This is a genomic window from Celerinatantimonas marina, assembly GCF_046054165.1.
Classification (GTDB): domain Bacteria; phylum Pseudomonadota; class Gammaproteobacteria; order Enterobacterales; family Celerinatantimonadaceae; genus Celerinatantimonas.
Genome location: NZ_JBFNXK010000001.1, coordinates 293004 through 319314, shown reverse-complemented (window position 1 = coordinate 319314; position 26311 = coordinate 293004). Strand labels below are relative to the sequence as shown.

Annotated in this window: 24 protein-coding genes; 11 read left to right on the top strand and 13 right to left on the bottom strand. The window is 41.5% G+C overall.

The genetic code is table 11. The annotated features are described in order from the left end of the window. Positions 1–454: 454 nt before the first annotated feature. From tig to ABUE20_RS01405, 7 genes are all read left to right on the top strand, one after another. Positions 455–1747 carry a trigger factor gene (tig, locus tag ABUE20_RS01435; protein WP_408618013.1) on the top strand — a complete coding sequence of 431 codons (1293 nt, stop codon included), beginning with the start codon at positions 455–457 and terminating at the stop codon, positions 1745–1747. Positions 1748–1853: 106 nt separating this feature from the next. Continuing rightward, entirely contained in the window at positions 1854–2474 is a 621-nt protein-coding gene (clpP, locus tag ABUE20_RS01430; protein ID WP_408618012.1) for an ATP-dependent Clp endopeptidase proteolytic subunit ClpP, read from the top strand. 85 nt (positions 2475–2559) lie between these two features. Then, a complete protein-coding gene (clpX, locus tag ABUE20_RS01425) occupies positions 2560–3843 on the top strand; it encodes an ATP-dependent protease ATP-binding subunit ClpX (protein WP_408618011.1) in 1284 nt (427 codons plus the stop codon). A 169-nt stretch (positions 3844–4012) separates the two neighbouring features. Beyond that, positions 4013–6382, top strand: a complete 2370-nt coding sequence (gene lon, locus ABUE20_RS01420; protein ID WP_408618010.1) for an endopeptidase La — start codon at positions 4013–4015, stop codon at positions 6380–6382. Between the two features lie 141 nt (positions 6383–6523). After that, on the top strand, positions 6524–6796 hold the full coding sequence (locus ABUE20_RS01415; protein ID WP_408618009.1) for a non-specific DNA-binding protein Hbs: 273 nt from the start codon (positions 6524–6526) through the stop codon (positions 6794–6796). A gap of 91 nt (positions 6797–6887) precedes the next feature. Further along, positions 6888–8783, top strand: a complete 1896-nt coding sequence (locus tag ABUE20_RS01410; protein WP_408618008.1) for a SurA N-terminal domain-containing protein — start codon at positions 6888–6890, stop codon at positions 8781–8783. Continuing rightward, on the top strand, positions 8776–9192 hold the full coding sequence (locus ABUE20_RS01405; protein ID WP_408618007.1) for a DUF2850 domain-containing protein: 417 nt from the start codon (positions 8776–8778) through the stop codon (positions 9190–9192). Before ABUE20_RS01410 ends, ABUE20_RS01405 begins: the two co-directional genes overlap by 8 nt. A gap of 95 nt (positions 9193–9287) precedes the next feature. Here ABUE20_RS01405 and fabV read toward each other — a convergent pair whose 3' ends face one another. From fabV to ABUE20_RS01380, 5 genes are all read right to left on the bottom strand, one after another. After that, complete coding sequence (gene fabV / locus ABUE20_RS01400) at positions 9288–10487, bottom strand: enoyl-ACP reductase FabV (RefSeq protein WP_408618006.1); 1200 nt, start codon at positions 10485–10487, stop codon at positions 9288–9290. Between the two features lie 140 nt (positions 10488–10627). Then, positions 10628–11407 (bottom strand): peptide ABC transporter ATP-binding protein, encoded by a 780-nt coding sequence (locus ABUE20_RS01395; RefSeq protein ID WP_408618005.1) that lies wholly within the window; start codon positions 11405–11407, stop codon positions 10628–10630. Then, positions 11404–12402: a peptide ABC transporter ATP-binding protein gene (locus ABUE20_RS01390; RefSeq protein WP_408618004.1), complete on the bottom strand. Its 999-nt coding sequence runs from the start codon at positions 12400–12402 to the stop codon at positions 11404–11406. Before ABUE20_RS01390 ends, ABUE20_RS01395 begins: the two co-directional genes overlap by 4 nt. Then, positions 12402–13307, bottom strand: a complete 906-nt coding sequence (locus ABUE20_RS01385) for an ABC transporter permease subunit (protein WP_408618003.1) — start codon at positions 13305–13307, stop codon at positions 12402–12404. The genes ABUE20_RS01390 and ABUE20_RS01385 overlap by 1 nt, the downstream gene beginning before the upstream one ends. Next, positions 13294–14262 (bottom strand): ABC transporter permease, encoded by a 969-nt coding sequence (locus ABUE20_RS01380; protein WP_408618002.1) that lies wholly within the window; start codon positions 14260–14262, stop codon positions 13294–13296. Before ABUE20_RS01380 ends, ABUE20_RS01385 begins: the two co-directional genes overlap by 14 nt. Positions 14263–14810: 548 nt before the next feature. Between ABUE20_RS01380 and ABUE20_RS01375 the strand changes: the two genes are divergently transcribed. The 3 genes from ABUE20_RS01375 to leuB are packed head-to-tail and all read left to right on the top strand — an operon-like array spanning position 14811 to position 17746. Then, complete coding sequence (locus ABUE20_RS01375; RefSeq protein ID WP_408618001.1) at positions 14811–15143, top strand: 4a-hydroxytetrahydrobiopterin dehydratase; 333 nt, start codon at positions 14811–14813, stop codon at positions 15141–15143. Positions 15144–15145: 2 nt separating this feature from the next. Further along, positions 15146–16588: a TyrR/PhhR family helix-turn-helix DNA-binding protein gene (locus tag ABUE20_RS01370; RefSeq protein ID WP_408618000.1), complete on the top strand. Its 1443-nt coding sequence runs from the start codon at positions 15146–15148 to the stop codon at positions 16586–16588. 48 nt (positions 16589–16636) lie between these two features. After that, the gene (gene leuB / locus ABUE20_RS01365) at positions 16637–17746 is read left to right on the top strand and encodes a 3-isopropylmalate dehydrogenase (protein ID WP_408617999.1); all 1110 of its coding nucleotides are present in this window, start codon (positions 16637–16639) and stop codon (positions 17744–17746) included. A 129-nt stretch (positions 17747–17875) separates the two neighbouring features. On the opposite strand, the gene ABUE20_RS01360 is transcribed toward leuB, so the two are convergent. The 3 genes from ABUE20_RS01360 to ABUE20_RS01350 all read right to left on the bottom strand — a co-directional run bounded on the left by ABUE20_RS01360 (position 17876) and on the right by ABUE20_RS01350 (position 19949). Further along, entirely contained in the window at positions 17876–18085 is a 210-nt protein-coding gene (locus ABUE20_RS01360) for a cold-shock protein (protein WP_408617998.1), read from the bottom strand. Between the two features lie 248 nt (positions 18086–18333). Further along, positions 18334–18741 carry a SufE family protein gene (locus ABUE20_RS01355; protein WP_408617997.1) on the bottom strand — a complete coding sequence of 136 codons (408 nt, stop codon included), beginning with the start codon at positions 18739–18741 and terminating at the stop codon, positions 18334–18336. Beyond that, entirely contained in the window at positions 18738–19949 is a 1212-nt protein-coding gene (locus ABUE20_RS01350) for an aminotransferase class V-fold PLP-dependent enzyme (RefSeq protein ID WP_408617996.1), read from the bottom strand. Before ABUE20_RS01350 ends, ABUE20_RS01355 begins: the two co-directional genes overlap by 4 nt. Before the next feature lie 623 nt (positions 19950–20572). On the opposite strand from ABUE20_RS01350, the gene nhaD reads away from it, so the two are divergent. Beyond that, complete coding sequence (gene nhaD / locus ABUE20_RS01345) at positions 20573–22009, top strand: sodium:proton antiporter NhaD (RefSeq protein WP_408617995.1); 1437 nt, start codon at positions 20573–20575, stop codon at positions 22007–22009. A 211-nt stretch (positions 22010–22220) separates the two neighbouring features. On the opposite strand, the gene ABUE20_RS01340 is transcribed toward nhaD, so the two are convergent. The 5 genes from ABUE20_RS01340 to ABUE20_RS01320 all read right to left on the bottom strand — a co-directional run bounded on the left by ABUE20_RS01340 (position 22221) and on the right by ABUE20_RS01320 (position 26302). Further along, the gene (locus tag ABUE20_RS01340) at positions 22221–22778 is read right to left on the bottom strand and encodes a TMEM165/GDT1 family protein (RefSeq protein WP_408617994.1); all 558 of its coding nucleotides are present in this window, start codon (positions 22776–22778) and stop codon (positions 22221–22223) included. 243 nt (positions 22779–23021) lie between these two features. Further along, a complete protein-coding gene (locus ABUE20_RS01335) occupies positions 23022–23357 on the bottom strand; it encodes an SUI1 family translation initiation factor (RefSeq protein ID WP_408617993.1) in 336 nt (111 codons plus the stop codon). 70 nt (positions 23358–23427) lie between these two features. Next, the gene (locus ABUE20_RS01330) at positions 23428–23664 is read right to left on the bottom strand and encodes a FeoC-like transcriptional regulator (protein WP_408618228.1); all 237 of its coding nucleotides are present in this window, start codon (positions 23662–23664) and stop codon (positions 23428–23430) included. Between the two features lie 14 nt (positions 23665–23678). Continuing rightward, positions 23679–26012 carry a Fe(2+) transporter permease subunit FeoB gene (gene feoB / locus ABUE20_RS01325; protein WP_408617992.1) on the bottom strand — a complete coding sequence of 778 codons (2334 nt, stop codon included), beginning with the start codon at positions 26010–26012 and terminating at the stop codon, positions 23679–23681. Further along, complete coding sequence (locus ABUE20_RS01320; protein WP_408617991.1) at positions 26009–26302, bottom strand: FeoA family protein; 294 nt, start codon at positions 26300–26302, stop codon at positions 26009–26011. The genes feoB and ABUE20_RS01320 overlap by 4 nt, the downstream gene beginning before the upstream one ends. Between the last annotated feature and the right edge of the window lie 9 nt (positions 26303–26311).

Here is a 26311-nt window from a genome sequence, read left to right as displayed (position 1 = left end):
CTAGATATGGCGGCAAGCGCCAAACGAGAACTCAGAATAGTTTCATTTAAACGGATCTCGATAAAGGTTTTTATTCTAATTAATTCTATTTTTTTAAAATAAAAAAACAAGCTAAAAATTATAATGGCAATTATTCTAAATAGAATGGTTATCTATTGAGTGAGTTATTGCAAATACTTCAATGCTTTTGAATGATCGTTGTAAGTTACAGGATAATGATGTGCTAGGGGCTTTAAATTATGATAAAGATGCTTTTTCATGATTGTTATCGTGATTTTCGGGTCGTCTTCTCGACTCATTGGCAAAGCATCGCTATAATGCTGCGTCTTTATTAATGGCTGTAAACTCTCATTACTGGTTTTTAGGGATGGCGAAGGCATGCCCCCTGCGCTGTTCGAATAGTTTACTCTAGAAGAAATGTCAGATAAGAGCTGACGGAAATTGAGGTAAAAAAATGCAGGTTTCATTGGAAACGACTGAAGGTCTGGAACGTCGCCTTTCTATCGCTGTTGAAGCAGCGGCGATTGAACAAGAAATAAAAGAAGCAATTCGGAATGTTGCAAGAAATGAACGTATGCCTGGTTTCCGCCGTGGTAAAGTTCCAGCATCACTGATTCAAAAACGCTATGGCAAAGCGATTGAAGCCGATGTAAAAGAAAAAGCAATGCAGCGTCATTTTTATGAAGCGATTGTTCAGGAAAAATTATCACCTGCGGGTGCGCCTTCTTTAGAAGAAGGTGAAATGGTTGAAGGTCAGTTTAAGTTCACTGCAACTTTTGAAGTTTTCCCTGAAGTTACATTGAATGATTTTGCTGAACTGGAAGTTGAAAAAGTAACGGCTGAAGTAGCGGATAGTGATGTTGATGCAATGGTTGAAACATTACGTAAACAGCGAGTTAACTGGACTGAAAGCGATAAAACTGTTGATGACAGTGATCGAGCAACATTTGATTTTCTGGGGAAAATCGACGGTGAAGAGTTCGAAGGTGGGAAAGCTGAAGGTTTCTCTTTAGAAATTGGTTCAGGACGCATGATCCCTGGTTTCGAAGATGCACTTAAAGGTCATAAAGCCGGTGAAGAATTCACAATCGAAGTGACCTTCCCTGAAGACTATCACGCTGAAAACTTGAAAGGCAAAGTTGCAACTTTTGATATTAAATTAGAAAAAGTTGAAGCATCTGAATTGCCTGAAGTTGATGCTGATTTCATTAAATTGTTCGGTATTGAAACCGGTGAATTGGCTGATTTGAAAGCTGAACTGCGTAAAAATATGGAACGTGAGCTGAACCAGAAGTTAAAATCTGATGCAAAAGAACAGACTTTAGCCAAACTGTTAGAAGCAAATGAAATCGATGTGCCTAAAGCATTGGTTGTTCGTGAAATCGATCAATTACGTCAACAGGCACAACAACGTTTCGGTGGTGCTAATGCTCAGAATCTGCCTCAACTGCCTGATGAATTATTCAGTGAACAAGCTGAACGTCGCGTTAAAATCGGTCTGTTGTTAGGTGAAGTAATTAAAACTAATGAGCTGAAAGCTGACGAAGAAAAACTTAAAGCGCATTTGGAAGATCTGGCATCGGCTTATGAAGAACCGGAACAGGTTATCGAATATTACAATAGCCACAAAGAACTGAAAGAAAATCTTGAAAATGTGGTACTGGAAGAACAGGCTATTGAATTAATCTTGGATAAAGCTAAAGTTTCTGAGAAATCTCAAACTTTTGATGAAATCATGAACAAATAAGTCAATATTGAATGACTAGCATTTGACTTTAGTCTTCAAGACTTGCATATAATGGCTCGGGTGAGGTTCATTTTCCCGAGCCATTTTATTTAAGGAAAGAGCATCGATGTCAAATAATTATCCCGAAATGAGTAATCCGTTGGCTGCATTGGTTCCGATGGTCGTCGAACAGACATCTAAAGGTGAACGTTCTTACGATATTTATTCACGGCTTTTAAAAGAACGGGTGATTTTTTTAACGGGTCAGGTTGAAGACAATATGGCTAACCTGATTGTGGCGCAACTGCTATTCTTAGAATCGGAAAGTCCTGAACAGGATATTTTCTTGTATGTCAATTCCCCGGGTGGTTCAATCAGTGCTGGTATGGCGATTTATGATACGATGCAATTCATTAAGCCTGCTGTGAGTACCGTATGTATGGGAATGGCGGCGAGTATGGGTGCATTCTTATTGGCCGGTGGTGCAGAAGGTAAACGGTATTGTTTGCCGAATGCTAAAGTGATGATCCATCAGCCTTTAGGTGGATTCCAAGGGCAGGCTTCGGATATTGAAATTCATGCGAATGAAATTATTCGAACCAAACGTCGTATGAATGAATTGTTAGCTCAGCATACGGGGCAGCCTTATGATCGGATCGCAACGGATACTGATCGTGATAATTATATGACGGCTGAGCAAGCTAAAGAATACGGCTTAGTCGACGATATATTAATGAATCGAGCGTAGTTTAAATCAAGCGCTTATTGATTCATAATAAAGTGATAGTTGATATAACAACCGTTTGTTGTATCTGCAGTGAAGAGGTTAGCCAATGACAGATAAACACAAAGGTGATGGTGACAGTGGCAAGCTGTTGTATTGTTCATTTTGTGGAAAAAGTCAGCACGAAGTCAGAAAGCTTATCGCAGGTCCATCTGTGTACATCTGTGATGAATGTGTTGAGTTGTGCAATGACATTATTCGTGAAGAAATAAAAGATATTTCTCCGAAACACGAAGGTAGCGCGTTGCCAGTGCCTAAAGAAATTCGTGGTCATTTAGATGAATATGTAATTGGACAGGATCAAGCCAAAAAGGTTTTGTCTGTTGCGGTATACAATCATTATAAGCGACTACGCAATGCAGGTAATGCCAGTCAAGTTGAATTGGGCAAAAGTAATATTTTGCTGATTGGTCCGACTGGTAGTGGTAAGACATTGTTGGCTGAAACCATGGCTCGTCTTTTGGATGTTCCATTTACAATGGCAGATGCAACAACATTAACTGAAGCAGGATATGTTGGGGAAGATGTTGAAAACATCATCCAGAAACTGCTTCAGAAATGTGATTATGATGTTGAGAAAGCCGAACGGGGTATTGTCTATATTGATGAAATCGACAAAATTTCCCGTAAATCTGATAACCCTTCTATTACTCGAGACGTTTCGGGTGAGGGGGTACAGCAGGCTTTACTGAAATTGATTGAAGGGACGGTTGCATCAGTTCCTCCGCAGGGTGGGCGTAAACACCCTCAGCAGGAATTTTTACAAGTTGATACTTCGAAGATTTTGTTCATATGTGGTGGTGCTTTTGCCGGTTTGGATAAAATCATTGCCCAGCGTAGTGAATCGAAGTCAGGAATCGGTTTTGGTGCGGATGTTAAAACAGAAGATCAGAAAACGTCGTTATCTGAAACATTCTCACATGTTGAGCCTGAAGATTTAGTTAAATATGGTTTAATTCCTGAGTTTATTGGTCGGTTACCTGTTGTGGCAACATTGACTGAACTCGATGAATCAGCCTTAATTCAGATCTTGAATGAGCCTAAAAATGCATTGACGAAACAGTATGCAGAGTTGTTTAAGCTGGAAGATGTTGAATTAGAGTTTCGTGAAGATGCTTTGCAAGCGATTGCTAAAAAAGCCTTGGCTCGTAAAACTGGGGCTCGTGGGCTTCGTTCCATCGTTGAAGCGGTATTGCTGGATACGATGTATGAACTGCCATCAGTTGATAATGTCTGCAAAGTTGTTATTGATGGAACAGTCATCAATGGCGAAAGTGATCCGTTACTAATTTATTCAAATAAAGATCAGCCTAAGGCTTCTTCAGGAGAATAATGGAATAGAGTGGTGGCAGATTAATCTGCCACCATTAACAACTGCCGTATTTATATACAATCAGTCTATTTTTATGAGTTTTTCCCTTCTCTTTGATTGAATCTCTGCGCTTTACCCCAATATACTGAATAAAGTGAATTTATATTTCAGCTAAGGCAGAGAGGATCCAATGACCTCAGAGCGTTCAGAAAGTATATCGATACCCGTATTGCCACTTCGTGATGTTGTGGTGTATCCCCATATGGTTATCCCTCTATTTGTTGGTCGTAAGAAATCGATTCAATGTCTTGAGACAGCGATGGAGCAGGATAAGCAGGTATTGCTTATCGCGCAGAAAGATGCTTCAACTGACGAGCCCAGTGTCGACGATCTTTACGATGTGGGGACAGTTGCCAATATTTTGCAGCTACTAAAATTACCGGATGGCACTGTAAAAGTGTTAGTTGAAGGGAGTCAGCGAGCACAATTAAAGGCGTTTACCGATAACGAGGAATTTTTTGAAGCCGAGATCCAGTTTATTGAATCACAAGCAATCGATGAGCGCGAACAGGAAGTATTGGTTCGTTCGGCAATTTCGCAGTTTGAAGGCTATATCAAGCTCAATAAGAAAATTCCACCGGAAGTATTAACTTCGGTATCAGGGATCGACGATGCAGCTCGCCTAGCCGATACAATGGCCGCGCATATGCCATTAAAATTGGCGGATAAACAGCGAGTACTTGAGATTTCCAGTGTGGCGGAGCGACTTGAGTTTCTGATGGCTATGATGGAATCAGAAATAGATCTGTTGCAAGTTGAGAAAAAAATTCGTTCACGCGTTAAAAAACAAATGGAAAAAAGTCAGCGTGAGTACTATCTCAACGAACAGATGAAGGCAATTCAGAAAGAACTCGGTGAGATGGAAGAAGGCCAAGATGAGTTCGAAGTTTTGGCTAAAAAGATTGCCGATTCAAAAATGCCTAAGGATGCTCAAGAAAAGACAGAAGCAGAGCTTAACAAGTTAAAAATGATGTCTCCCATGTCGGCTGAAGCCACAGTGGTCCGGGGTTACATTGATTGGATGTTAAGTGTTCCATGGTTTAAACGATCCAAAGTTAAGAAAGATATTGCTAAAGCCCAGGAGATCCTTGATACCGACCATTATGGTCTGGAGAAAGTGAAGGAGCGTATCTTGGAGTATTTAGCGGTACAGACTCGAATGAATAAGCTGAAAGGGCCTATTTTGTGTCTGGTAGGTCCTCCAGGGGTCGGTAAAACCTCTTTAGGGCAGTCGATTGCTCGCTCAACAGGTCGTAAATATGTGCGTATGGCATTGGGCGGGGTTCGAGATGAAGCCGAAATTCGAGGTCATCGACGGACTTATATTGGTTCGATGCCCGGTAAGTTAGTTCAGAAAATGGCTAAGGTTGGGGTTAAAAACCCACTGTTTTTGCTGGATGAGATCGATAAAATGTCTGCGGACATGCGAGGTGATCCAGCGTCGGCGTTATTGGAAGTTCTTGATCCTGAACAAAACAATAGTTTTAATGATCATTATCTTGAAGTTGATTATGATTTATCGGATGTGATGTTTGTGGCAACATCGAATTCGATGAATATTCCCGGCCCATTGTTAGACCGAATGGAAGTGATTCGTCTTTCTGGTTATACCGAAGATGAAAAACTGAATATTGCGAAGCAACATTTGATTGCTAAACAGATGAAACGCAACGGGCTTAAAGCGAATGAACTGGTTATTGAAGATAGTGCGATTACCGGTATTATCCGTTTTTATACGCGTGAAGCGGGCGTCCGTGGGTTAGAGCGTGAGATTTCTAAATTATGCCGTAAGGCAGTGAAACGAATTCTACTGGACCCAAGTGTGAAACATCTGGTGGTTGATGGGGATAATCTGCATGATTATCTCGGGATTCAACGTTTTGATTATGGTAAAGCTGATCAACAAAACCGAGTTGGGATGGTCACTGGATTAGCTTGGACGGAAGTTGGTGGTGATCTGCTAACGATTGAAACAGCTTCGGTTCCTGGTAAAGGTAAAATGACTCAAACAGGCTCACTCGGTGATGTGATGCAAGAGTCAATTCAGGCTGCGATGACGGTCGTCCGTTCGCGTGCAGATAAATTAGGAATTAATCCTGATTTTTATGAGAAACGAGATATTCACGTGCATGTTCCTGAAGGGGCTACGCCTAAAGATGGCCCGAGTGCTGGGATTGCGATGAGTACGGCATTAGTCTCATGTTTGACCGGTATTCCTGTTCGAGCTGAGGTAGCAATGACTGGGGAAATTACACTCCGGGGCGAAGTGTTACCTATCGGCGGTTTGAAAGAAAAACTGTTAGCCGCTCACCGGGGAGGCATCAAACAAGTTCTGATTCCTAAAGAGAATGAGCGAGATCTTGAAGAAATCCCTGAGAATGTGAAGCGGGATTTGGATATCCGTCCTGTCAGATGGATTGAAGAAGTGTTAGAAATTGCACTGGAGCGTAATCCATTTGGTGTCGAATTCCTAAATGCGAAGGATGCCGAAACAGTGTGATCAACGTATGGGCTGGCAGAAAAATTACTTGCCAGCCTTGCGTTTGCGTTCTAGCCTATGGAATGCTCTTTTGGGGGAGTATAAGTATACGGCCCATCTAGTTTTATGGATTAATAGGGATTGTTGTCAAAGGGGATTGTTGTGAATAAAGCTCAGTTAATTGACCAGATTGCCACTGGTGCAGATCTTTCTAAGGCTGCCGCGAGTAGAGCGTTGGATTCAACGTTAGAAGCGATAAGTGAAGCGTTGAAAAACGGTGATCAAGTAACATTGATAGGTTTCGGTTCGTTTCAAGTAAAAGAACGAGCCGCTCGGAGTGGACGAAATCCACAGACTGGAGCAGAAATTCAGATCCCTGCTGCAAGTGTTCCTTCGTTCAAAGCAGGTAAATTATTAAAAGATGCTGTTAATTAAGCCGTGCTGGTTTGATTTTGCATTTTATTGTTGAGCGCATCGCAGATGCGCTTTTTCGTTATCTATAAGTGTTAAAAGAGTGAACTAGAGCATGTTAGAGAAGCTTCAGGAAGGCGGCCAGAGTATCGTTATTAAGATCATTCTTGGCTTGATTATTATTTCTTTTGCCCTAGCAGGAATTGGTACTTACATAGCTGCACCGAGTGCAAATTATGCAGCGAAAGTAAATGGTGAAACTATTTCTCAGGCCGAACTTGAACAGGCTTATCAGAATCAGCGCCAGCTGATGGAACGTCAATCGGGTGATGCGTTCTCTGCATTGGCTAATAATAGTGAATATATGGCGCAGGTTAAACGGGGTGTTTTGCAGCAGCTTGTAGAGCAACGTTTGATTGTTCAGGAATCAAAGGCGCTGGGTTTAACGATCAGTGATCAGCAGATTAAGCAAGAGATTATGCAAATGCCTGCTTTTCAGAAAGATGGCAAATTTGATAATGCGATTTTCCGTTCTATTTTATCGAATGCAGGTTTAACACCTGAATATTTCAGTCAGTTAACACGTCAGGACTTAATGACTCAGCAATTGCGGGTTGCTTTGTTTGATAGTGAATTTACGGTTCCTGCTGAGGTTAACCGGTTGTCAGCTTTATATAATCAAACACGCTCATTTAGTTATGTTTCGGTGCCTGCTTCTAAATTTACCTCTGGGATTAGCATCACAGATAAAGATTTACAGAGTTATTTCGAGTCTCATAAAAGCCAGTTCCGTTCTGATGAATCGGTTGATATAAATTATATTTTAGTTGATGCGCAGCAACTGGCAAAAACGATTAAAGTAACTGATGAACAGGCGCGTAATTATTTGCAAGAACATGCAGATCACTATGAGCAGCCAGAACAGCGCCACGTAGCTCATATTCTAATTACTGTTAAAAATGGTCAGGATCAACAGGCAAAAGCAAAAGCAGAGGCTATTCTAAAGCAGCTTCAAGCGGGTGCTAATTTTGCGAAGTTAGCCGAGGCTGATTCGGATGATAAATTAACGGCTAAAAAAGGGGGAGAGCTGGATTGGTTCCAAAAAGGGGTCATGCCAGCAGAATTTGATAAAGCTGCGTTTGCTCTAGCGAAGAGCGGTGATTTGAGTGGTGTGATCAAAACGAAGTATGGTTATCATATTATTGAGCTGTTGGGGGTTCGTGAAGCGAAATTAGCGGATTTTGCTGCGGTTAAAGATCAGTTAGTACAGCAGGTTCAGCAAGAACAGGCCATGACTCAGTTTTATGATTTATCGCAGAAGCTGAGCAACTTATCTTATGAGATGCCGGATAGTTTGGATGAAGTAGCTAAGCAAATGGGTGTGAAAGTGATTCATGCAAAAGGGGTTACTCGGGCTCATTTACCTTCAGAAATTCAGAATTCTCAAGTGGCTCAGCAAATATTTTCGCAAACAGCCATTGAACAGCAGCAAAATAGCAGTGTTATTAATTTAAGTCCTGAGCAGGCCTTGGTCGTCCGTGTTGTTGCGCATAAAGCAGCGGCAGTTAAGCCATTTGCTGATGTAAAATCACAAGTTCAGAAGTCTGTTGAAATTCAGAAATCACGTGAAGCATCGAAAGCGTATGCGAAACAATTGCTGAAAGTGGCCAATGATCCCGAACAGTTTGCCAAATTAGTTGCAGATAAAGACTTGAAAATAGAGTCAGTTACTGATTTCTCTCGTAATAGTCAGTCGGATATTAATTCGTTAGTTCTTCAGAAAGTGTTCTCAATGCCCCATCCACAAAAAGGGAAGGATGAAGTTCAACTAATTGATGTTGCGGCCACTGAACCTTATGTGGTGCGATTGACTCATATCGGTCAACCTGATGTTCCAGCTAACTTGCAGCAACAGATCGCCAGTCAGTTGAAAAATCAATTAACCAACCAAAGCTATCAAATGTTGCTAAACTATTTAAGAAGCAAAGCAGATATTTCATATCATGGTTAGTTGGAATAAATTCGGAAACGAATCTGATAGGTTATTACAGCCACGGCAATTGGTTATATTATTGATTGCCGTGGGGGTGATCGCTATTGGATTAGGGCTTTTTATTTATTATCGGATCTTTTATCTATCCGTTCCATTAAATCCAATTCTGGGGCAATGGCGTTCTGCCGAGCCTTATTTTGGGCAGATTGAAGTTCTTAATTTCACTTCGGATGGTCTGGTTCGTGATGGTCGCTTTATAAAGACCTCTTATCGAATAAAAGGGACGAATAAAGTGACGGTAGAAACGAATTCTCATGAATATCAGTATATTGTATCGTCGGATGGGTTAAGATTATTTATTTATCAACCTCGTGTCGGAAAGATGACCTATAATCGGGTTTCTCCATTACCGGATACAGCGCACTAAGTAGAATAGCATTGGTGTTGGTTTTAGTTGAGTTAATGTAACAAAGCCCTCAGATGAGGGCTTTGTATTTTCGAAGTTTTGTTTAGGATATATGATCACGCTTGAATCGGTGAAAAATCAACAACAGGGTTTACATCTGCATCGTAATCCACACCATCTAGTCCAAATCCAAATAAGCGCATAAACTCGTGTTTATATAACGCATAAGCTGTTTTATCTTTCAGGTTTGCAGTTGTAATTTGCGGCCATAATTCTTGGCAAGCTTGCTGGATATCTTCCCGTAATTCCCAGTCATCTAAACGTATACGGTTGCCCTCATCAACAGCAATAGAACCATCGGTGTCATATAATCGCTGTTCGAACAACCGTTGGATCTGCTCGATACATCCTTCATGAACCCCTTTTTCTTGCATGATTTTAAAAACCATCGCCAAGTATAAAGGCATAACCGGGATAGCAGCACTCGCTTGGGTTACGACACTTTTCAGTACCGTTACGTTTGCTCCCCCATTTAATTCGGCTAAATCATCATTAATGGCTTTTGCTGCACGATCTAAATCTTTTTTGGCTTGTCCAATTGTGCCATGCCAGTAAATCGGCCAGGTTAAATCGGCCCCAATGTAACTATAGGCAACAGTCCGTACGCCATCAGCTAGTACATTGGCTTCTTTTAGCGCCTGCATCCACAATTCCCAATCCTGTCCTCCCATGACTTTAATCGTATTATCAATTTCTTCTTGGGTTGCCGATTCGACAGTGGCTTCAAAAATTTCGTCTTTGTTCGTATCAACGGCCGTTGATGTATACACTTCACCAATGGGTTTGAGTGTTGAACGTATCACTTCTCCAGTATCGGGCATTTTTCGAACGGGTGAAGCCAGAGAGTAGACAACGAGATCGATTTTGCCTAAATCAGCTTGGATCTGGTTGATTGTGACTTGGCGAATCTCATCGGAAAACGCATCACCATTAATGCTTTTGGCGTACAATCCGGCCTGATGGGCTTCTTTTTCAAAAGCAGCACTGTTATACCAACCCGCTGATCCCGGTTTTTTTTCTGTGGGTGATTTTTCTAAAAAGACCCCGATTGTTGCTGCTCCGCAGCCGAATGCCGCATTAATTCGTGACGCGAGGCCATAACCCGTAGAGGCTCCTATCACGAGTACTCGTTTGGGACCATTTGCTATTTGCCCTTTTTGTTGGACATATTGAATTTGCTCACGAACGTTAGCTTCACAGCCAACTGGGTGAGTTGTTGTGCAAATAAATCCACGAATTTTAGGTGTAATTATCATCTGTGATTCCTTTGAGCTAATTCGGGTATTTTAACTAAATAGTGTCAATAAAAAAGAGTATTTTAGCATGAGCTGATGAAGGCTCATACTTACATATAATTACAAACATTTAACCTTTGAAAATGTACGTAAAATAACCATTACTTTTTAAATTCAGTATTATAGGCACTGAGCAATCGTTGGGTTACTTCGTGAGCGGGAGATTCAAACAGCGTATTTGTTTGGGCCCATTCGACGATTCGCCCCTGATGCATCACGGCAATATGGTCACTCATGTGGCTCACCATTCCCAGATCGTTAGATACGATAATGTAACTCAGACCGAAACGCTCCTGAAGTTCAAGAAGTAGATTGATAATCTGGGAACGAACCGATACATCTAAAGATGAAATGCTTTCATCTGCAATAATAATTTTAGGATTTAAGATAAGCGCGCGGGCTAGAGCTACTCGTTGTTTTTGCCCGCTACTTAACATTTGCGGATAATAGTCAGCATGTTCGGGTAATAAGCCGACGAGTTTTAGTGTTGAATGGATCCGTTGCATCCGTTGAGATTCTGTCATATAGGTATTTAGGATCAACGGAATTTCTAAGATCTGGCCAATTCGGCTTCTCGGGTTCAATGAGGTATTTGGGTCTTGGAAGATCATTCGAACCAGCTTGCAACGCTTGCTGTGGGCACCATATTCAAGTTGTTCACCATTAATGGCAATAGTACCGTGGGTGGGGCGATTAAGTCCCGCAATTAGTCGAGCCAGTGTTGATTTTCCTGATCCCGATTCTCCAATAAGCGATAATGTATGGCCTTGTTTTAAGGTTAAGTTTACATCTTGAAGCGCATAAATAGTTTGTTGTTTAAACCATCGAGTATGCCTGTGGAATTGTTGAGATAAGTTGACGATTTCTAGTAAGGCACTCATTCGGCTTCCTTATCTTTATTCAGTGGGTAATGGCAGGCAAAATAATGCGTTTTCAAATTGCACAGTTCGGGCTGTTGAACGCATTCCCGTTGTGCTCTGGGGCATCTGGGGCCTAAGCGGCAGCCAATGGGTAAATGTTGTAAAGATGGCGTTGCACCGGGTAGGGATGGAAGGCGACTTTTAGATTTTAAGCCATCTCGATAATTGGGAACGGCATCGATCAGAGCTGATGTATAAGGATGCAGCGGATTATTGAGAACTTGACTGGATTGCCCTGATTCAACGGTTTGACCACAGTAAAGAATGGTGACTTGATCGGCTAAATCCGCCAGTGTCCGGAAATCGTGGTTGATCAGTAAAATCGCAGTATTATTTAATTTGTTAAGCTTATCAAGTAAGCGCAAAATCTGCATAGCCGTTGTTGTTTCCATCGCTGTTGTTGGTTCATCGGCGACCAGTAAGCGTGGCTGAGCGGCAATCGCCATGGCTATCATGACTTTTTGGCATAAACCATCAGACAGTTCATGAGGATAACTATGCATTATTTTTTTAGGATCACGAACACCTACCCGATGCAGTAAGATCTGAGCATGTTTTTTACGCCATCCTAACCGTTGCCAAAAATGGCCTTTGAATAGGCATCTCGGAATCGCTTCTTCGATTTGTTCCCCTATTTTTTCCGAAGGATCTAAACAGCTAGCCGGTTCTTGAAAGATCATGGCAATATCTCGTCCCATGACTTCTCGACGCTGTTTGGGAGATAAAGAAAGTAAATCAACTTTCCCTAATCGCATTCGATCAGCTCTGACTCGCCAAGTGGGCTTGGTCACCCCTAAGATGGCTTTCGCGATCAGACTCTTCCCCGAACCTGATTCGCCAATTAATGCTCTAATTTCACCTTCAGCCATTGTAATACTGACTCGATCAACAGCTTTAACGAGCCCACTGGGTGTTTCAATCTCAATGGTCAAATTTCGAATATCAAGTAATGCCATTATTCAGTCCCTTCATTGAGGGCTCGGCGTAAACCTTCACCTACTAAATTAATAGAGAGTATGCAGATCATGATGGCTAATCCAGGGAGGGTAACTGTCCATGGAGCCACTAATAACAAGTTTCGGGTACTCCCGATCAAAGCCCCCCATTCAGGATAAGGTGCTTGCGCACCGATACCGATAAATCCAATTGCGGTAATATCTAATAATGCTGAGGATAATGCTCGGGTGGTTTGGATGACGATGGTTTCGAGGATATTCGGTATAATACCATATTTAATCATTTGCCAGCTGCTGGCACCATCTAAGCGGATGGCGAGCAAATATTCTTTTTGCATTTGAGCAATGACGGCACTATAAGTGGAGCGGATAAATTTAGGAATCTGGGCTAAAGTGACAGCAATTAAGGTATTTGTCAGTCCGACACCAGTGACTGAGACTACGAGCAGCGCAAGTAGTAGGGATGGAATAGAGAGTGCAGTATCCATTAGATGATGGATGATGCTGGATTTTATTCCTCGGGTAATACCAGCCAAAATACCTAAAGGGATCCCAATCAACATGGCTAGGGCGACCGTGATGATGGCACTTCCAAATGTCAATCGAGAGCCATAGATGACCCTAGATAGAATATCCCGACCTAAATCATCTGTTCCAAAAAAGTATTCAACCGTTCCTTTCCCTTGCCATGATGGTGGATTTAACAGCAATTGACTTTGTTGATCATAATGAAATGGCGTGAGATAAGGTGCCCCTAAGGCTAAGATACAAAATCCAAGAAATATCCAAAATCCAATCATGGCTAGGCGATTGTTTTTAAAGTTTTTTAAAACTCGGATCCGAGCCGATGGGATATATTCATGGACAAATACATTACTCACCTGTTTTGTTTTAGAGTTGTTCATAAATTTCTCGTCGACGAATTGGATAGAACAACGCCGTGAGTAGATCAGTCAAGATAGTGGCGCAAATCACAAAACTGGCCACAACTAGCATTCCACTCCGGATAGCTAGATAATCGTGTTGATAGAGGGCGGTGATAAACCATCGACCGATACCTGGCCATGAAAAAACGATTTCGGTCACCATTGCCATCGTTAAAACACTACCAAATTGCAAGCCTAAATTAGGAAAAATGGTAGGAAGCGTATTGCGTAGCGCATGATGAAAGATGACTTCGGTTTTCGATAGGCCTTTAATGGTTGCTGCTTTGATATAGTTTTCTTGCATCACTTTAGTCATTGCAATTGATAATTGTCGAATGACTTCGGTCGTTGGCAAAATGGCTAAAACACAGGCCGGTAGAATTAAATGATGGAGCACTGACAGCAGCGCTGTCATTCGTTGTGAGGGGGATAATAACAAGGAATCTATAATGGCAAATCCCGTGACATGGGGAATATTGAGCAGAATGTTATAGCGCCCTGAAATGGGAAACCATCCTAATTCTAATGCAAAATTCATCACTAACAGAATGGCCAGCCAGAAAACAGGAATACTATATCCGATCAGCGTTAAACTGATGATGACCCGGCGCAGCCAATGTTTTTGAAATATTCCAGCTAAGGCCCCCAGAGGGATACCAACGAGCATTGAGATAATAAATGCAGCAAAACACAGCTCTAGCGTAGCTGAAAAAGCGATTAAAATCTCTTTGATTAAGGGTTGTCCCGTGGTGCTTGAAATACCTAACTGTCCGTGCAAATTATGCCATAGATAATTGGCAAAAAGCGGGACTATACTGCCATCGTCGGGCACTAAGCCGCCTGGCTGTCTCCAGTCAAGCCAAAAAGTAATCAAATTTAATATCAACAAGGTGATCAATAATAATATGATGCGCCTGATGAAGTAACGTAGCATCGTATACTTCCTATACTTAGAGAATCATGACGGAGTGTTAACACGTGCGTTTATCAGAATCAGTATGATGAAACCTATAGCGAAGAACCATATGTTGCTCACACTATGTGAGGAAACTGTTGCACCTTTGACTGTGTTGTGAATACTCTGCATGGTGTCCATTATATTTTCAGTTTATTTAGCCAATTATGACATGCTGTTGTGGCTGAACAGGTCACTATAACTTCAATGCAAGCTATACTAATGCTTAATAGCCACTATTATAGCTTGCATTGAAGTGGATAAGTTTTTGTCATTTATGCAAAAGGTGCGATTATAAAAGCGTGACTATGCATCTTCTACATTTTTTAAGAATTTTATCCAATTAAGAGAGAAACTGTAAACGGTTATAGGCCTACAGATTGCCTATATTTTACTCAGATTGAGTATAAAATACTTTATATTCAATGAAGTATAAGTAAGATTTTGAAGTTATGACAGTAAAGTCGTGACGGCAAAGTTGGTTATCAGGTAATATGGATGTATCAGGAAGGGAAGGAGCGCCAAAGATGGCTAAAAATGACTCAGAAGCACATGCGAATATATTGGCCGATGAGCGAATTCAGGAGCTTATGGCGCATTTGAATCAATGGCAATTACAATTGATTGATGGCCATCCTCGGTTAGTTAAAAATTATCTGTGCCAGAATTTTGCAGGAGCCATGCTCTTTGCTAATCAAATTGGAAACATGGCCGAGCTTGAAGGTCATCATCCACGATTACTTATTGAATTCAATCGGGTAAAGGTCAGTTGGTGGACCCATCAACCATTGGGATTGACTGAATTTGATTTCGTTATGGCCGTACGCTGTGATGAATTGGCCGAACGTAATGCAGGTTAAATATGACACGATTGGAAATTGGTTGTCGTAGTGGGACTGCTATTGTTTCTAAAATATGTCAAATTCTCGACGAATTTGGTGTAAATTTATCCGGGATGGAAACCAACAATAATGGATTCCTTTACCTAGTCATCTCTGAACTTCCAGATGGACAATTGCCGACACTTCTTACTAAATTACGCTATTTGGAAGAAATTTGTGATGCTCGCGTTGTCGGTTCCACGCCAGCTGAATCTGGAGAGCGAGAAAATCAGTTATTATTGAATCGAATTCTTTCCCCTGTACTTTTAATCGATCGTAACGGCTTGATGATCCAGGTTAATCAGGCTTTTATTTTTGCTTCTGGCATCGCACGCGAATTTTTAATTGGTCAGCCTTTAAGTGAATTTATTAAAGGATTTTCTTTTAGCCGTTGGTTGGGAAATGGACAGGGGCGAGCTGAATCAGTCGACATTTATTTGGATGACAGGCCATATTCAGCCCAGATTGAGCCCGTATCTAACGATTCCTCTTTAGCTGATTTACCTGCGGCTATGATGCTTTTACAGCCTGATAGTCATGTGGTTCCAGATCTCGATTTGGCGAGTGTTCGTGATAGTTTTGCTCCTTTCGGACTTGTTGCCCACCATCCTTCTTATGTGTCTGTTGTCGCCCAGTTGAAACAGATAGCTGAACAACCTCGTTCTATTTTGTTATATGGAGAGCAGGGGTGTGGGCGTCATTTTTCAGCGCATTTATTGAATCACTTTCAGGGAAATTCAGCCGAGCAGGCTATCATGATTGATGGCCTGATTAGTGATGCCATTTTGGATGAGCAATTACTAGATATTGCTGTCAGTCAACCGATGATGGTGATTATTAATAATGTAGAATCTTTGCAGGTTGAGCAATTTGAACGGCTGTGTGCTCAGATGCATCATGTCGCACAAGTGGTATTTATTTCATTAGCAACTCCGAATCAATTGATTGAACAGTTTGGTGCGCAATCTTTTTATGCGGCGATTGAGCAGTGTCTTGAAATATTACCTTTACGGATGCGTAGTGAGGACATTGTTCCGCTAGCCCAGGCGTGGATTGATGAACAATTTTTAAGCGCAGGAAAAGTTTCTCTAATTTTGGCTAAAAGTGTGCAACAATTCCTTAAAAAATGTTCTTGGCCAGGTAATATTGCACAATTATTGCAGGTATTACGTGATACTATGACAGTAACAGGATTACGATCTTGGGCTGTGAGAGATATAAAATATAGCCATCAAAGCCAGCGACAATCTGTGGATTTAGATGAAATCCTCGATCAAGAGTATCATCAGGCTATGTCTGATTTTGAAAAGATGCTGATTAGTTACCATTATCCGCATTATCCAAGTACTCGGTCTCTGGCTAAGCGACTGGGGTTGTCTCATACCGCCGTTGCTAAAAAATTAAGGGAACATAAAATTACTTAAAAATTGGTCATGACTGGCCAGAATTATTTGATGCACAGGAGTTGAGAAATGAATCGTTATAAGATCGCTTTGTTGGCAGGCGATGGTATTGGTCCAGAATTAATGCAGGAAGCGGTAAAAGTTTTAAAGGCTGTGGAAGCTCGACATCCAGATGTTGCTTTTGACTTAAAACCAGCGCTATTTGGTGCAACAGCTTACTTTGAAACCGGAAAGTCTTTTCCGGAAGAAACCAAACAAATTTGTGATGAAGCCGATGCGATTTTAAAAGGAACGATTGGTTTAAGTTACGAAGAATCACAGAAAATTCCTGTAGATGAACAGCCTGAACGAGGCGCTTTGCTTCCGATGCGTCGGCGTTATAATACGTTTGCGAACTTCCGGCCGGTTTATTTGCCCAAAGCATTATCTTATTTTTCACCATTGAAAGAAGAAGTCATTGGAGATGGCATTGATTTTGTCATTATCCGGGAATTGGTCGGTGGTCTTTATTTTGGTGAAAAACAGACCGGTATTAATGAACAAGGTAAGCGTTATGTTCATGAAGTGCTTGAATATGACGAAGATCAGATTCGAGCTATTGCAAAAGTTGCTTTTGAAACTGCGCAATCACGTAAGAAAGTCTTACACAGTATCCATAAAAGTAACGTTCTAAAATCCAGTGTCTTGTGGAATGAAATCATTGGTGAAGTAGGTCAGGATTATCCTGATGTCGAAGTGAAATATATCTTGGTTGATGCTGCCGCTACTTATTTATGTCTGAATCCAGGGCAGTTTGATGTTTTGGTCATGGAAAATATGTTTGGTGATATTTTAAGTGATCAGGGCGGTGGTATTTTAGGCTCGTTAGGCTTAATGCCTTCTGCTTGTGTCGGTCCTGAAAAATCATACTATGAACCCTCACATGGTAGTGCGCCAGATATTGCCGGGAAAAATGTGGCCAACCCTTATTCAATGATTGGATCGGTGGCTTTAATGTTAGATATGAGCTTTGGAATGAAGCAGGAATCTAAAAATCTATGGCAAGCGATGCAGGCTGTTTTTGCTGCTGGATATTGCACACCTGATCTGGCTAAAGGCAAAGATGTGAAGTTGATTCATACTGATGCTTTTGGTGATCGAGTTGTTGAAGAGTTGAATAAATTACCGATTAACGATTAGATCTTTTTGGTAACGGATCGTCCTTTAGTATGGGATATACGAAAGGACGATAGTTTCAGCTATACATCGAGTAGATATAAAAAAACCGCTAATTTAGCGGTTTTTATATTTATTCTTGGCCAGTTTACTTTACAGAGGCACTACGTTTTCTGCCTGAGGGCCTTTTTGGCTCTGACCCAGGGTGAATTCGACTTGTTGACCGTCTTTCAACGTTTTGAATCCATCACTTTGGATTGCACTAAAGTGAACGAAAACATCAGGGCCATTTTCTTGAGCGATGAAACCAAACCCTTTAGTTTCGTTGAAAAATTTTACGGTACCAGTCAATTTGTTGGACATATCTCGATCCTGCAATAAAATATCTATGTAATACATTGAAAAATATGACTTACTTATGAATTACAGGAGCGACGTTATACATTGCTTCTAAATCGCATAAATATTGCCAATCATTTCAACGAATCCAGTATACACGGCACCTCATGAGCTGCAAGGTCTTTCCATAGCAAAAACGTACAAATTATGAGCATTTTATAGTGGTTTATAATTTATTTTATAAATTTGCGATATTATGCACATCTTGTTATTTATTGATGAATTAATAAGCTCCAGATGGCTTGAATTCCGTTGATTCTAGATGTACTGAGGAACTGTTGTAGTTTTAATTTATTCAAAATTGCAGGCAGGTCGAGTTGCATCAGTAATGCTGGATCTTGGGTATGCTGGCAAAGTAACAGAAGTAAATAGATTAATCCGCGAATGACTCGGGCTTCACTATCAATCCAGATATTTTGATCATCTGAATAAAACCAGCTTTTGCTCTCGCAACCTTGAACCTCATTTTTAGCAATACATTTTTCAGGTTCGATTCTAGGTAGCGCTTTACCGAGTAATAGCAGTTGGCGGTAGCGTTCTTCACCGCTACTTAGACTTTGAAATTGAGTTTCTAATTTGTCCCAGGTCAGCACCTGTTGGATTAATTGGGGATAATTCATAAACGGTTTATATCTATAGCTTGTTTGAGTTGTTCAATAAAATAGTTAATTTCATCAATGGTATTATAAGCTGCCAGAGAAACGCGAATACTTCCTTGCTGCGTGAATTGTTCCGTGAGTGGAATCGCACAGTGGTGTCCACAGCGGATAGCAATCCGTTGCTCGTTTAACCAAGCGGTAATATCAAAAGGATGAATACCCTGGACTTCAAATGCGAGTACGCCACAGCGTTGCTTGGGTGCGCCCAATAGCCGGAGTCCATCTATTTCGTGCAGTTGGTTATAGGTATAGTTCAACAAATTTTGTTCATAGGTGTAACGCCCATTATCCCATGTTTTGAGAAATTCGACCGCTTCAGCTAGACCTAAGACACCGGCTATGTTGGGTGTCCCGGCCTCTAACGTGAATGGCAGCTCCCTGAAACTTGCGGTATTAAAGCTGACATGCTTGACCATTTCACCCCCGAGCAACAGCGGATGCAGACGTTTTAACAGAGTTGAACGGCCATATAAAACACCAACACCTGATGGTGCGTACATTTTATGTCCCGAAAATGCATAGGCATCGCAGCCTATAGCATTCAGGTCAACGGGCAAATGTGCAACCGCTTGCGCACCGTCAATAATTGAAATGGCTCCGACGGTTTTGGCGAGATGGCAGATTTTAGCAACATCATTACAGGTGCCAAGACTATTGGAAACATGAGCTACAGCCACTATTGCGGTTGAATCATCCAGTAACGCTTCATAGGCAGGCCAATCTAATTCTCCCTCGGAAGTGACCGGGATAATTTCAAGACGTAAATTTTCATGCTGGCACAAACGCTGCCAGGGAAGTAAGTTGGCGTGGTGTTCCATTGTTGAAACTAATACTTTTTGACCTGGGAGAAATTGTCCCTGTAATCCATAGGCCAGCATATTTAAACTGGCTGTTGTTCCTGAAGTCCAGATTATCTGTGAATCTTCTGCTACGTTGAGCCATTGGGCGACGGTTTCTCGGGCTTGTTCAAATTGATCGGTTAACATTTGAGCCCGAGGATGAGAGGAGCGGTGAACATTGCTTCGGCCCTGAAGGTAGTAGCTATTCAGCATCGCAATGACTTGTTCTGGAAGTTGTGTCGTTGCCGCATTATCCAGATAAATTCCCAGATCATTCGTCTGAAAGCATGGAAAACTATTGCGGAATGTTTGAGGATCGAATGTATTCATAATGTAGCCCAAAAAATTGAGTCTTATTCTAGCTTGAATCACTGGATGTTTTAAATTGCTTCTTTTGGGCTATTGATCTTTCATGGCCGAATTTTGTTCAAATTAAATACACTTTGAACATGAAGCTTCATGAGGGAGTCAATAGTGTAACAAGATCAAAATGGGATTAAATGAAGTTTGGCTTGCTGTAACTATAATTCTCTCATGTTAAACCTATCTAAAAATTAGGCTGATTAGGATGTATATTGATAGGTTTAATTTAATCCTATTGGGTCTTTTTAATCAGTGTTTTATAAATATTGAACTTAAATTCGGGGCCAAATTTTTGTTTAAAATGTAAATGAAATCGAATAAATAAACTCCAACTTGTCACTTAAAAGTAAAATAAATGAAAGATTTTAAGGGTTTGTCTCGATAATCTGATCTTCATCAATGGATTAAAATCTATCGGTATAACAATAGAATGTCGGTTTTTCGTTGAGTCGGTAATTTCGAGTAAATTGAGACTATTTACAGAATGAACCAATGAATATGATGTTTTTTGCGGGGGGTATGTAGACCAAGGGTTTGGCTACAGCACATTATTTCAATAAAAGATTTCAATTGATACTACAGGATAGACTATGTTAAGGAATTTCCGTTGGGTGGCTTTGTTATTAGCTGCTTTCAGCTTTCCCGTGTTTGCAGATCAGGCACCTGAAGGTCATTTACATTTAGTTGGGACCACGACAGCATGGATTTCGCTGCTTGCTTTTATTGTGGCTTATTTGCTTGTTGCTAGTGAAGAGTGGACTCATCTGCATAAATCGAAACCGGTACTGATTGCAGCCGGATTGATTTGGTTTCTAGTTGGGTTAGCTGAACGGGGAACAGCGCATGCTCCCTGGGTTGGAGAAGCTTTTAGTAGTAATTTAGAAGAATATGCCGAATTATTGTTATTCCTATTAGTTGCGATGACATATATCAATGCGATGGAAGAACGAGGCGTTTTTGATAGATTAAGAACCTGGCTTGTTAGTAAGAACCTTTCATATCGCGTATTGTTTTGGCTAACAGGGCTTCTCGCATTCTTTATTTCACCTATCGCTGATAATATGACCACTGCATTGTTGATGTGTACGGTTGTTATTAAAGTGGCTAAAGATGAAAAGCGTTTCATCAATATGGCCTGCGTGAATATCGTGATTGGTGCCAATGCGGGAGGAGCCTTTAGTCCTTTTGGTGATATTACGACTCTAATGGTATGGCAAAAAGGCGTTGTGGAGTTCAATCAATTCTTTGATTTATTTATTCCTGCCGTTGTTAGTTTTGTAATTCCTGCAGTTATTATGACCTTCTTCATTAAGAAAAGTACGGTGGCTTCAACCAGTGAAAATGTTCCGATGAAACGAGGAGCACGCCGTATCATTTTATTATTTTTATTGACTATCGTGACAGCTGTTGTGGGTCATAATTCGTTAGATTTGCCTCCTGTTATGGGGATGATGTTAGGTCTTGGATACTTACAATGTATGGGATTTTATCTGCGGCGTAGTTTTCCGAAAAAAGTTCAGCATCTTAAAACATCAGCTGAACAGCGAGGCGATCAGGAAGCGTTGCAGTATTTAGGAAGTATCGTTCCTTTTAACGTGTTTCAACGCATCGCTCAGGCCGAGTGGGATACATTGCTCTTCTTCTATGGGGTTGTAATGTGTGTCGGTGGGTTAGGCTTTATTGGTTATTTGGATCTGGCTTCTACCGCGCTTTATAGCAACTGGAACCCAACTTATGCTAATACTACCATCGGTATTTTAAGTTCAGTTGTGGATAACATCCCAGTAATGTTCGCTGTATTAACCATGCATCCTGATATGAGCTTAGGTGAATGGTTATTGGTTACGATGACTGCAGGTATTGGTGGAAGTTTATTATCTATTGGTTCTGCCGCTGGGGTTGCGCTAATGGGGCAGGCTCGAGGAATGTATACTTTCTTTGGGCATTTGCGTTGGTTGCCTGCTATTGCCCTTGGGTATGCCGGTGCGATTCTGGTTCATTTGTGGCTTAATGCAGCCCTCTTTTAATTAAAAACATCTTAAAGATTGTTTTGATCTAAAAAACCACCTATTGATGTAGGTGGTTTTTTAAGTTCTGCTGGTCGTTATTGATTATTATCGTAATTATTAACTGGAGTGGATCTGCTTTTTTGTTTTAGTTATGAACGTCATCATGCATAAAATTATGCGGTTTCATTGCCAGCTTTACATAATGATTTACGATTTAGTTTGATGATTTTTAGTGATTAAAAAATGTAATCACACTTAGTATTAAAAAGAGTAAGCAAGATCCGCGGCGAATCCATTTCATCGGAAGTTTGTTAATGTATCGATAACCAATGAGCATGACTGGAATATTGGCTATACAAAGACCGACTGTACTTCCTGAGACAACTTCCCAAAGATTTGTATATTTAGCGGCCATAATCATTGTCGCTATTTGGGTTTTATCTCCAATTTCAGCTAAGAAAAACATAATTAGCGTTGTCAATAATGGCCCATAGCGCATGGGTTGAGAGTCATCATTTTCCATTTTATCTGGGAAAAGGGCCCATAATGCAACAGCTAAAAATGAGATGGTTACCAGCCAGCGAACTACATCGGGTGTGAGCCATTGAGAAATGAGGGCCCCCACATACCCCGCTAAGAGATGATTGGCAATCGTGGCGATAATCATTCCGATGATGATCGGAATAGGCTTTCGGAATCGGCAAATTAAAATAATAGCGAGTAATTGTGTTTTGTCGCCCAATTCAGATAATGCCACCGAAAAGGCTGATGTTAAAAATGCTTCCATGATTGATTTATAAGGTAAGACGGGCCAATGAAACCAGACAGAATAGTCAAAGCAGCCCGCCTTACAACTTAATTATTGGCGTTGACTAATCTGTTTGGTCTTGTCAGGCCATGAAGGCTGTGATTACCACGGTTAGATAATTAACCAAGAATGTTGATAATCACTCACGTTGAAGTGACGACTACTCCCCAAAAAGAGCGGGGATTTTAACGGGTTAATCGATAAAGAGCAAGCGTTGCTCACTCATCCCCCGTTTCGTTTAAAACGGTATTGATGATCGGCCAGCCATTTTTCGATTGCCAGACGTTGATCACCTTGAATTTCAATGGTGTATTCTTTTACACTTCCACCAACACCACAATGCTTTTTTAATGCTTTGGCAATGGTTTTAAGTTCTTCTTGGGGGATACCAAAGCCATTTAATACCGTCACTCCTTTACCTTTACGGCCTTTAGTTTCTCGCCGGATCCGAATAATACCGTCTCCTTTGGGGATTGGCTCTGCCTCCGGCTCTGGTTTGATTCGGCCTTGTTCGGTGCTGTATACCAGCTGACTTAATTGATCTTGCAAACTTGCCATATTATTTATGAGTGAGAATAGATAAATTAAGTTTTAGTCTAGCGTGGCTATTCGTACGGAGCAAGCATCGTTAATGGATGCTTGTCTTTATCCAATAGTAGTTTTTAGTTATCTTTTTTTCAGGGCAGCTCCGGCAGCTGCCTGTAGAACATTGGGATAAACAGGAGGGTATATCCGCATGTTCACTGATATAGCCTCGTCGAAGCCAATGATGGATAATTTCTTCAACAAGTGCCGGAGAAAGTGCCAATGCCCCTGCGATTTGGGGAACGGAAGCTATTTTTTCGTGTTGAATAAAATCACGCACTGCAAATAATGGGTTCAAACTGTAGGTTCTCCCGATAATGTTGGCTTCTGTGATTTTCCAAAAAACCGCAACCCTAAAACCAGCCCTAAAAAGCAGATACAAATTCCAGCTGTCCACATCACGGATTGTCCGGGATGTTCGGTATAAGTGCCTAATTGATAAATAAGTGTTGCGCCTGCCCAACCAATTGCTATGCCATAACCTGATGAGAACAACATCCAACCCCACCCAACTTCTCGGCGTAAAGCACCCATTGTGCTTGCGCACGGCATATAGAGTAAAACGAAAATGAGGTATGCGAATGCTGATAGCGGCGTGAATCCTTTTGCTAGTGCAGTGAGGGTTGCACTACTGGCTCCTGAGGCTTGTCGTGCCTCATCATCCGTTCTTAAATCGGATATGCCTAGAGGGTCTGAAATTGTTGTGATAAATGTTTTTATATTTTCTGGGATGGTCTGGATCGCGACTTTGAGCTGGCCCCAAATATCCGGATTGCGATAGCTAGTTAATGTATCCTGTGCGCTTTGGCGTTGGTAAATACCATTCATGGTGCCAATAACAATTTCTTTAGCCGCAGCCCCCGCGACTAATCCTGAAACAGCTGGCCAATTATCCGGAGTGATCCCCATTGGCGCAAAAATGGGGACGATAGCGCGGCTCCCCTGTGCCAGAAGTGAATGGTCGATATCGGTTGTTGTGATCCGGCCATTCTGCCAGCCGATACCCGGTAGAATGAATAAAACTAGACCAATAACGGCAATGACTCGTCCGACACGAAACATAAATATTTTGAGTCGATGCCAACTTTGGATGATGACACTGCGAAGACTCGGTAAACGATAGGGGGGTAACTCCATTGCAAACGACCGGGGTTTGCCTGTGAGAGCCGTTTTCCCTAATAACCAAGCGGTGAAAAAGGCCACCACGATCCCAACTAAATAAAGTAGAAATACAACCTGTCCACCTTGTTCTCTAAAGAAAACGACAGCAAATGCCATATAGATCGTTAATCGAGCAGAACAGGACATAAAAGGCTGCATTAATACGGTTAGTATTCGTCCTCGGGGATCTTCTATAATCCGGGATCCCATAATGGCTGGAACGTTACAACCAAAGCCAATAACCATGGGGACCAATGCATTGCCTGGAAGTCCCATACGACGCATGAGTCGATCCATTGCATAGGCTGCTCTGGCCATATAACCGGAATCATCCAGAATAGCCAGAAGAAAAAATGTCATGCCGATAGGTGGGATAAAAGTAATAACTAGATTTAAGCCGCCACCAATGCCGCCAGCAATAATTGATACTAGCCAGTTGGGTAATCCCATCAGATAGAGAACATGGCCGACACCATTGATGAGTAGCGCCGATGAGGCCTGATCAAAGAAATCCAGCAGAATATTTCCGCCACTAAAGCTTAAGACAAATACAACATAGAGAATACATAAAAAAATGGGGACTCCAAACCAGTCACTTAATGCAATATTATCGAGAATCTCGGTTGTTTTTTGACGGAATGAATTCGCGGGGCGTCGAGTAAAGGCCAGGCTCGCAATTTTGTAGGCCCAGTCGAAGCGACTCGCTGCGATTAAGTCTGCAGCGGCTTCACCATATTGCGTTTCGAGTTGTTGTTGATGACGCTGTAATCGTTCTTGTAATAGAGGGGACTCGGTATGAGTAATTCCTTCTAATAAACGTAAAGCGGTAAAACGCTGGCGGGCAAGTGATGGTGCTTCAATATGGGTTGCGATATCAGTAATCGCTTGTTGAGCTTCTTCGGTATATTCAAGCTGGCAGCTGGTCGGAGGATGCTGCAGACTATTTTTAATCGCTTGGATCAGTTCTTCACGACCTTTCCCTTTACGAGCCACCATTGCTACAACAGGAAAATGTAACTCGTCCTTGAGTCGATCGAGTTCCGCATGCAAACCGATAGCTTCTGATTCATCGATCATATTAAGTACCAGAATCATTGGCTTGCCAATTTCAAGCAGTTCAGCCGTCATCACCAAGTGCCGTTCAAGATTAGATGAATCGACAATATTAATGATGAGATCCACCGGATTATCAAGTAAGAAATCTCGAGCAACAGCCTGATCGGCACTACCACCGCCCATTAAACTATAGACCCCGGGCAGATCGACTACTGAGAGTTTGGCTTCATCCAAATTCATGGAACCCGAACGTTTTTCAACTGTGACACCAGGCCAGTTGCCGATGCGTTGGTGTGCACCGGTTAATAGATTAAATAAAGTGGTTTTGCCACAATTTGGATTTCCGGCTAGTGCTACAACGAAGTGTCCTGCAGGTAACTGCCATTGTTCATGATCACAACATCCACTCATATCGACCGTCCAGCTACCAAGGTATTTTCTGAAATAGGTTGAGCTAATTGCGTGACTGCAATCTGTAGAATAATTTCAGGGCCTAAGGCCACTCGGGCTCCACCGATTTGAACGACTGCGCCACGACGTCCGGGACCGTGGACAATTTTCATTTGAATGCCTTTTCGGATCCCTAGCATATTCATACGTTGAACATCTTCGATATCTGCATCGATATGATTCACTATGACTGATTCACCTAAATGTAACTGGCTTAACTGAAAAATTTGTGGCGTAGTTGCTTTGGACATAACGTATAC

Coding starts and splice junctions, on each gene's coding strand:
- clpP (WP_408618012.1), top strand. CDS start 1,854: ATGTCAAATAATTATCCCGAAATGAGTAATCCGTTGGCTGCATTGGTT.
- tig (WP_408618013.1), top strand. CDS start 455: ATGCAGGTTTCATTGGAAACGACTGAAGGTCTGGAACGTCGCCTTTCT.
- ABUE20_RS01350 (WP_408617996.1), bottom strand. CDS start 19,949: ATGAATACATTCGATCCTCAAACATTCCGCAATAGTTTTCCATGCTTT.
- feoB (WP_408617992.1), bottom strand. CDS start 26,012: ATGAGTGGATGTTGTGATCATGAACAATGGCAGTTACCTGCAGGACAC.
- ABUE20_RS01355 (WP_408617997.1), bottom strand. CDS start 18,741: ATGAATTATCCCCAATTAATCCAACAGGTGCTGACCTGGGACAAATTA.
- ABUE20_RS01395 (WP_408618005.1), bottom strand. CDS start 11,407: ATGAGTGCCTTACTAGAAATCGTCAACTTATCTCAACAATTCCACAGG.
- nhaD (WP_408617995.1), top strand. CDS start 20,573: ATGTTAAGGAATTTCCGTTGGGTGGCTTTGTTATTAGCTGCTTTCAGC.
- ABUE20_RS01340 (WP_408617994.1), bottom strand. CDS start 22,778: ATGGAAGCATTTTTAACATCAGCCTTTTCGGTGGCATTATCTGAATTG.
- ABUE20_RS01320 (WP_408617991.1), bottom strand. CDS start 26,302: ATGTCCAAAGCAACTACGCCACAAATTTTTCAGTTAAGCCAGTTACAT.
- leuB (WP_408617999.1), top strand. CDS start 16,637: ATGAATCGTTATAAGATCGCTTTGTTGGCAGGCGATGGTATTGGTCCA.
- ABUE20_RS01335 (WP_408617993.1), bottom strand. CDS start 23,357: ATGGCAAGTTTGCAAGATCAATTAAGTCAGCTGGTATACAGCACCGAA.
- ABUE20_RS01405 (WP_408618007.1), top strand. CDS start 8,776: ATGGTTAGTTGGAATAAATTCGGAAACGAATCTGATAGGTTATTACAG.
- ABUE20_RS01390 (WP_408618004.1), bottom strand. CDS start 12,402: ATGGCATTACTTGATATTCGAAATTTGACCATTGAGATTGAAACACCC.
- ABUE20_RS01375 (WP_408618001.1), top strand. CDS start 14,811: ATGGCTAAAAATGACTCAGAAGCACATGCGAATATATTGGCCGATGAG.
- clpX (WP_408618011.1), top strand. CDS start 2,560: ATGACAGATAAACACAAAGGTGATGGTGACAGTGGCAAGCTGTTGTAT.
- ABUE20_RS01360 (WP_408617998.1), bottom strand. CDS start 18,085: ATGTCCAACAAATTGACTGGTACCGTAAAATTTTTCAACGAAACTAAA.
- fabV (WP_408618006.1), bottom strand. CDS start 10,487: ATGATAATTACACCTAAAATTCGTGGATTTATTTGCACAACAACTCAC.
- ABUE20_RS01410 (WP_408618008.1), top strand. CDS start 6,888: ATGTTAGAGAAGCTTCAGGAAGGCGGCCAGAGTATCGTTATTAAGATC.
- ABUE20_RS01380 (WP_408618002.1), bottom strand. CDS start 14,262: ATGCTACGTTACTTCATCAGGCGCATCATATTATTATTGATCACCTTG.
- ABUE20_RS01370 (WP_408618000.1), top strand. CDS start 15,146: ATGACACGATTGGAAATTGGTTGTCGTAGTGGGACTGCTATTGTTTCT.
- ABUE20_RS01385 (WP_408618003.1), bottom strand. CDS start 13,307: ATGAACAACTCTAAAACAAAACAGGTGAGTAATGTATTTGTCCATGAA.
- lon (WP_408618010.1), top strand. CDS start 4,013: ATGACCTCAGAGCGTTCAGAAAGTATATCGATACCCGTATTGCCACTT.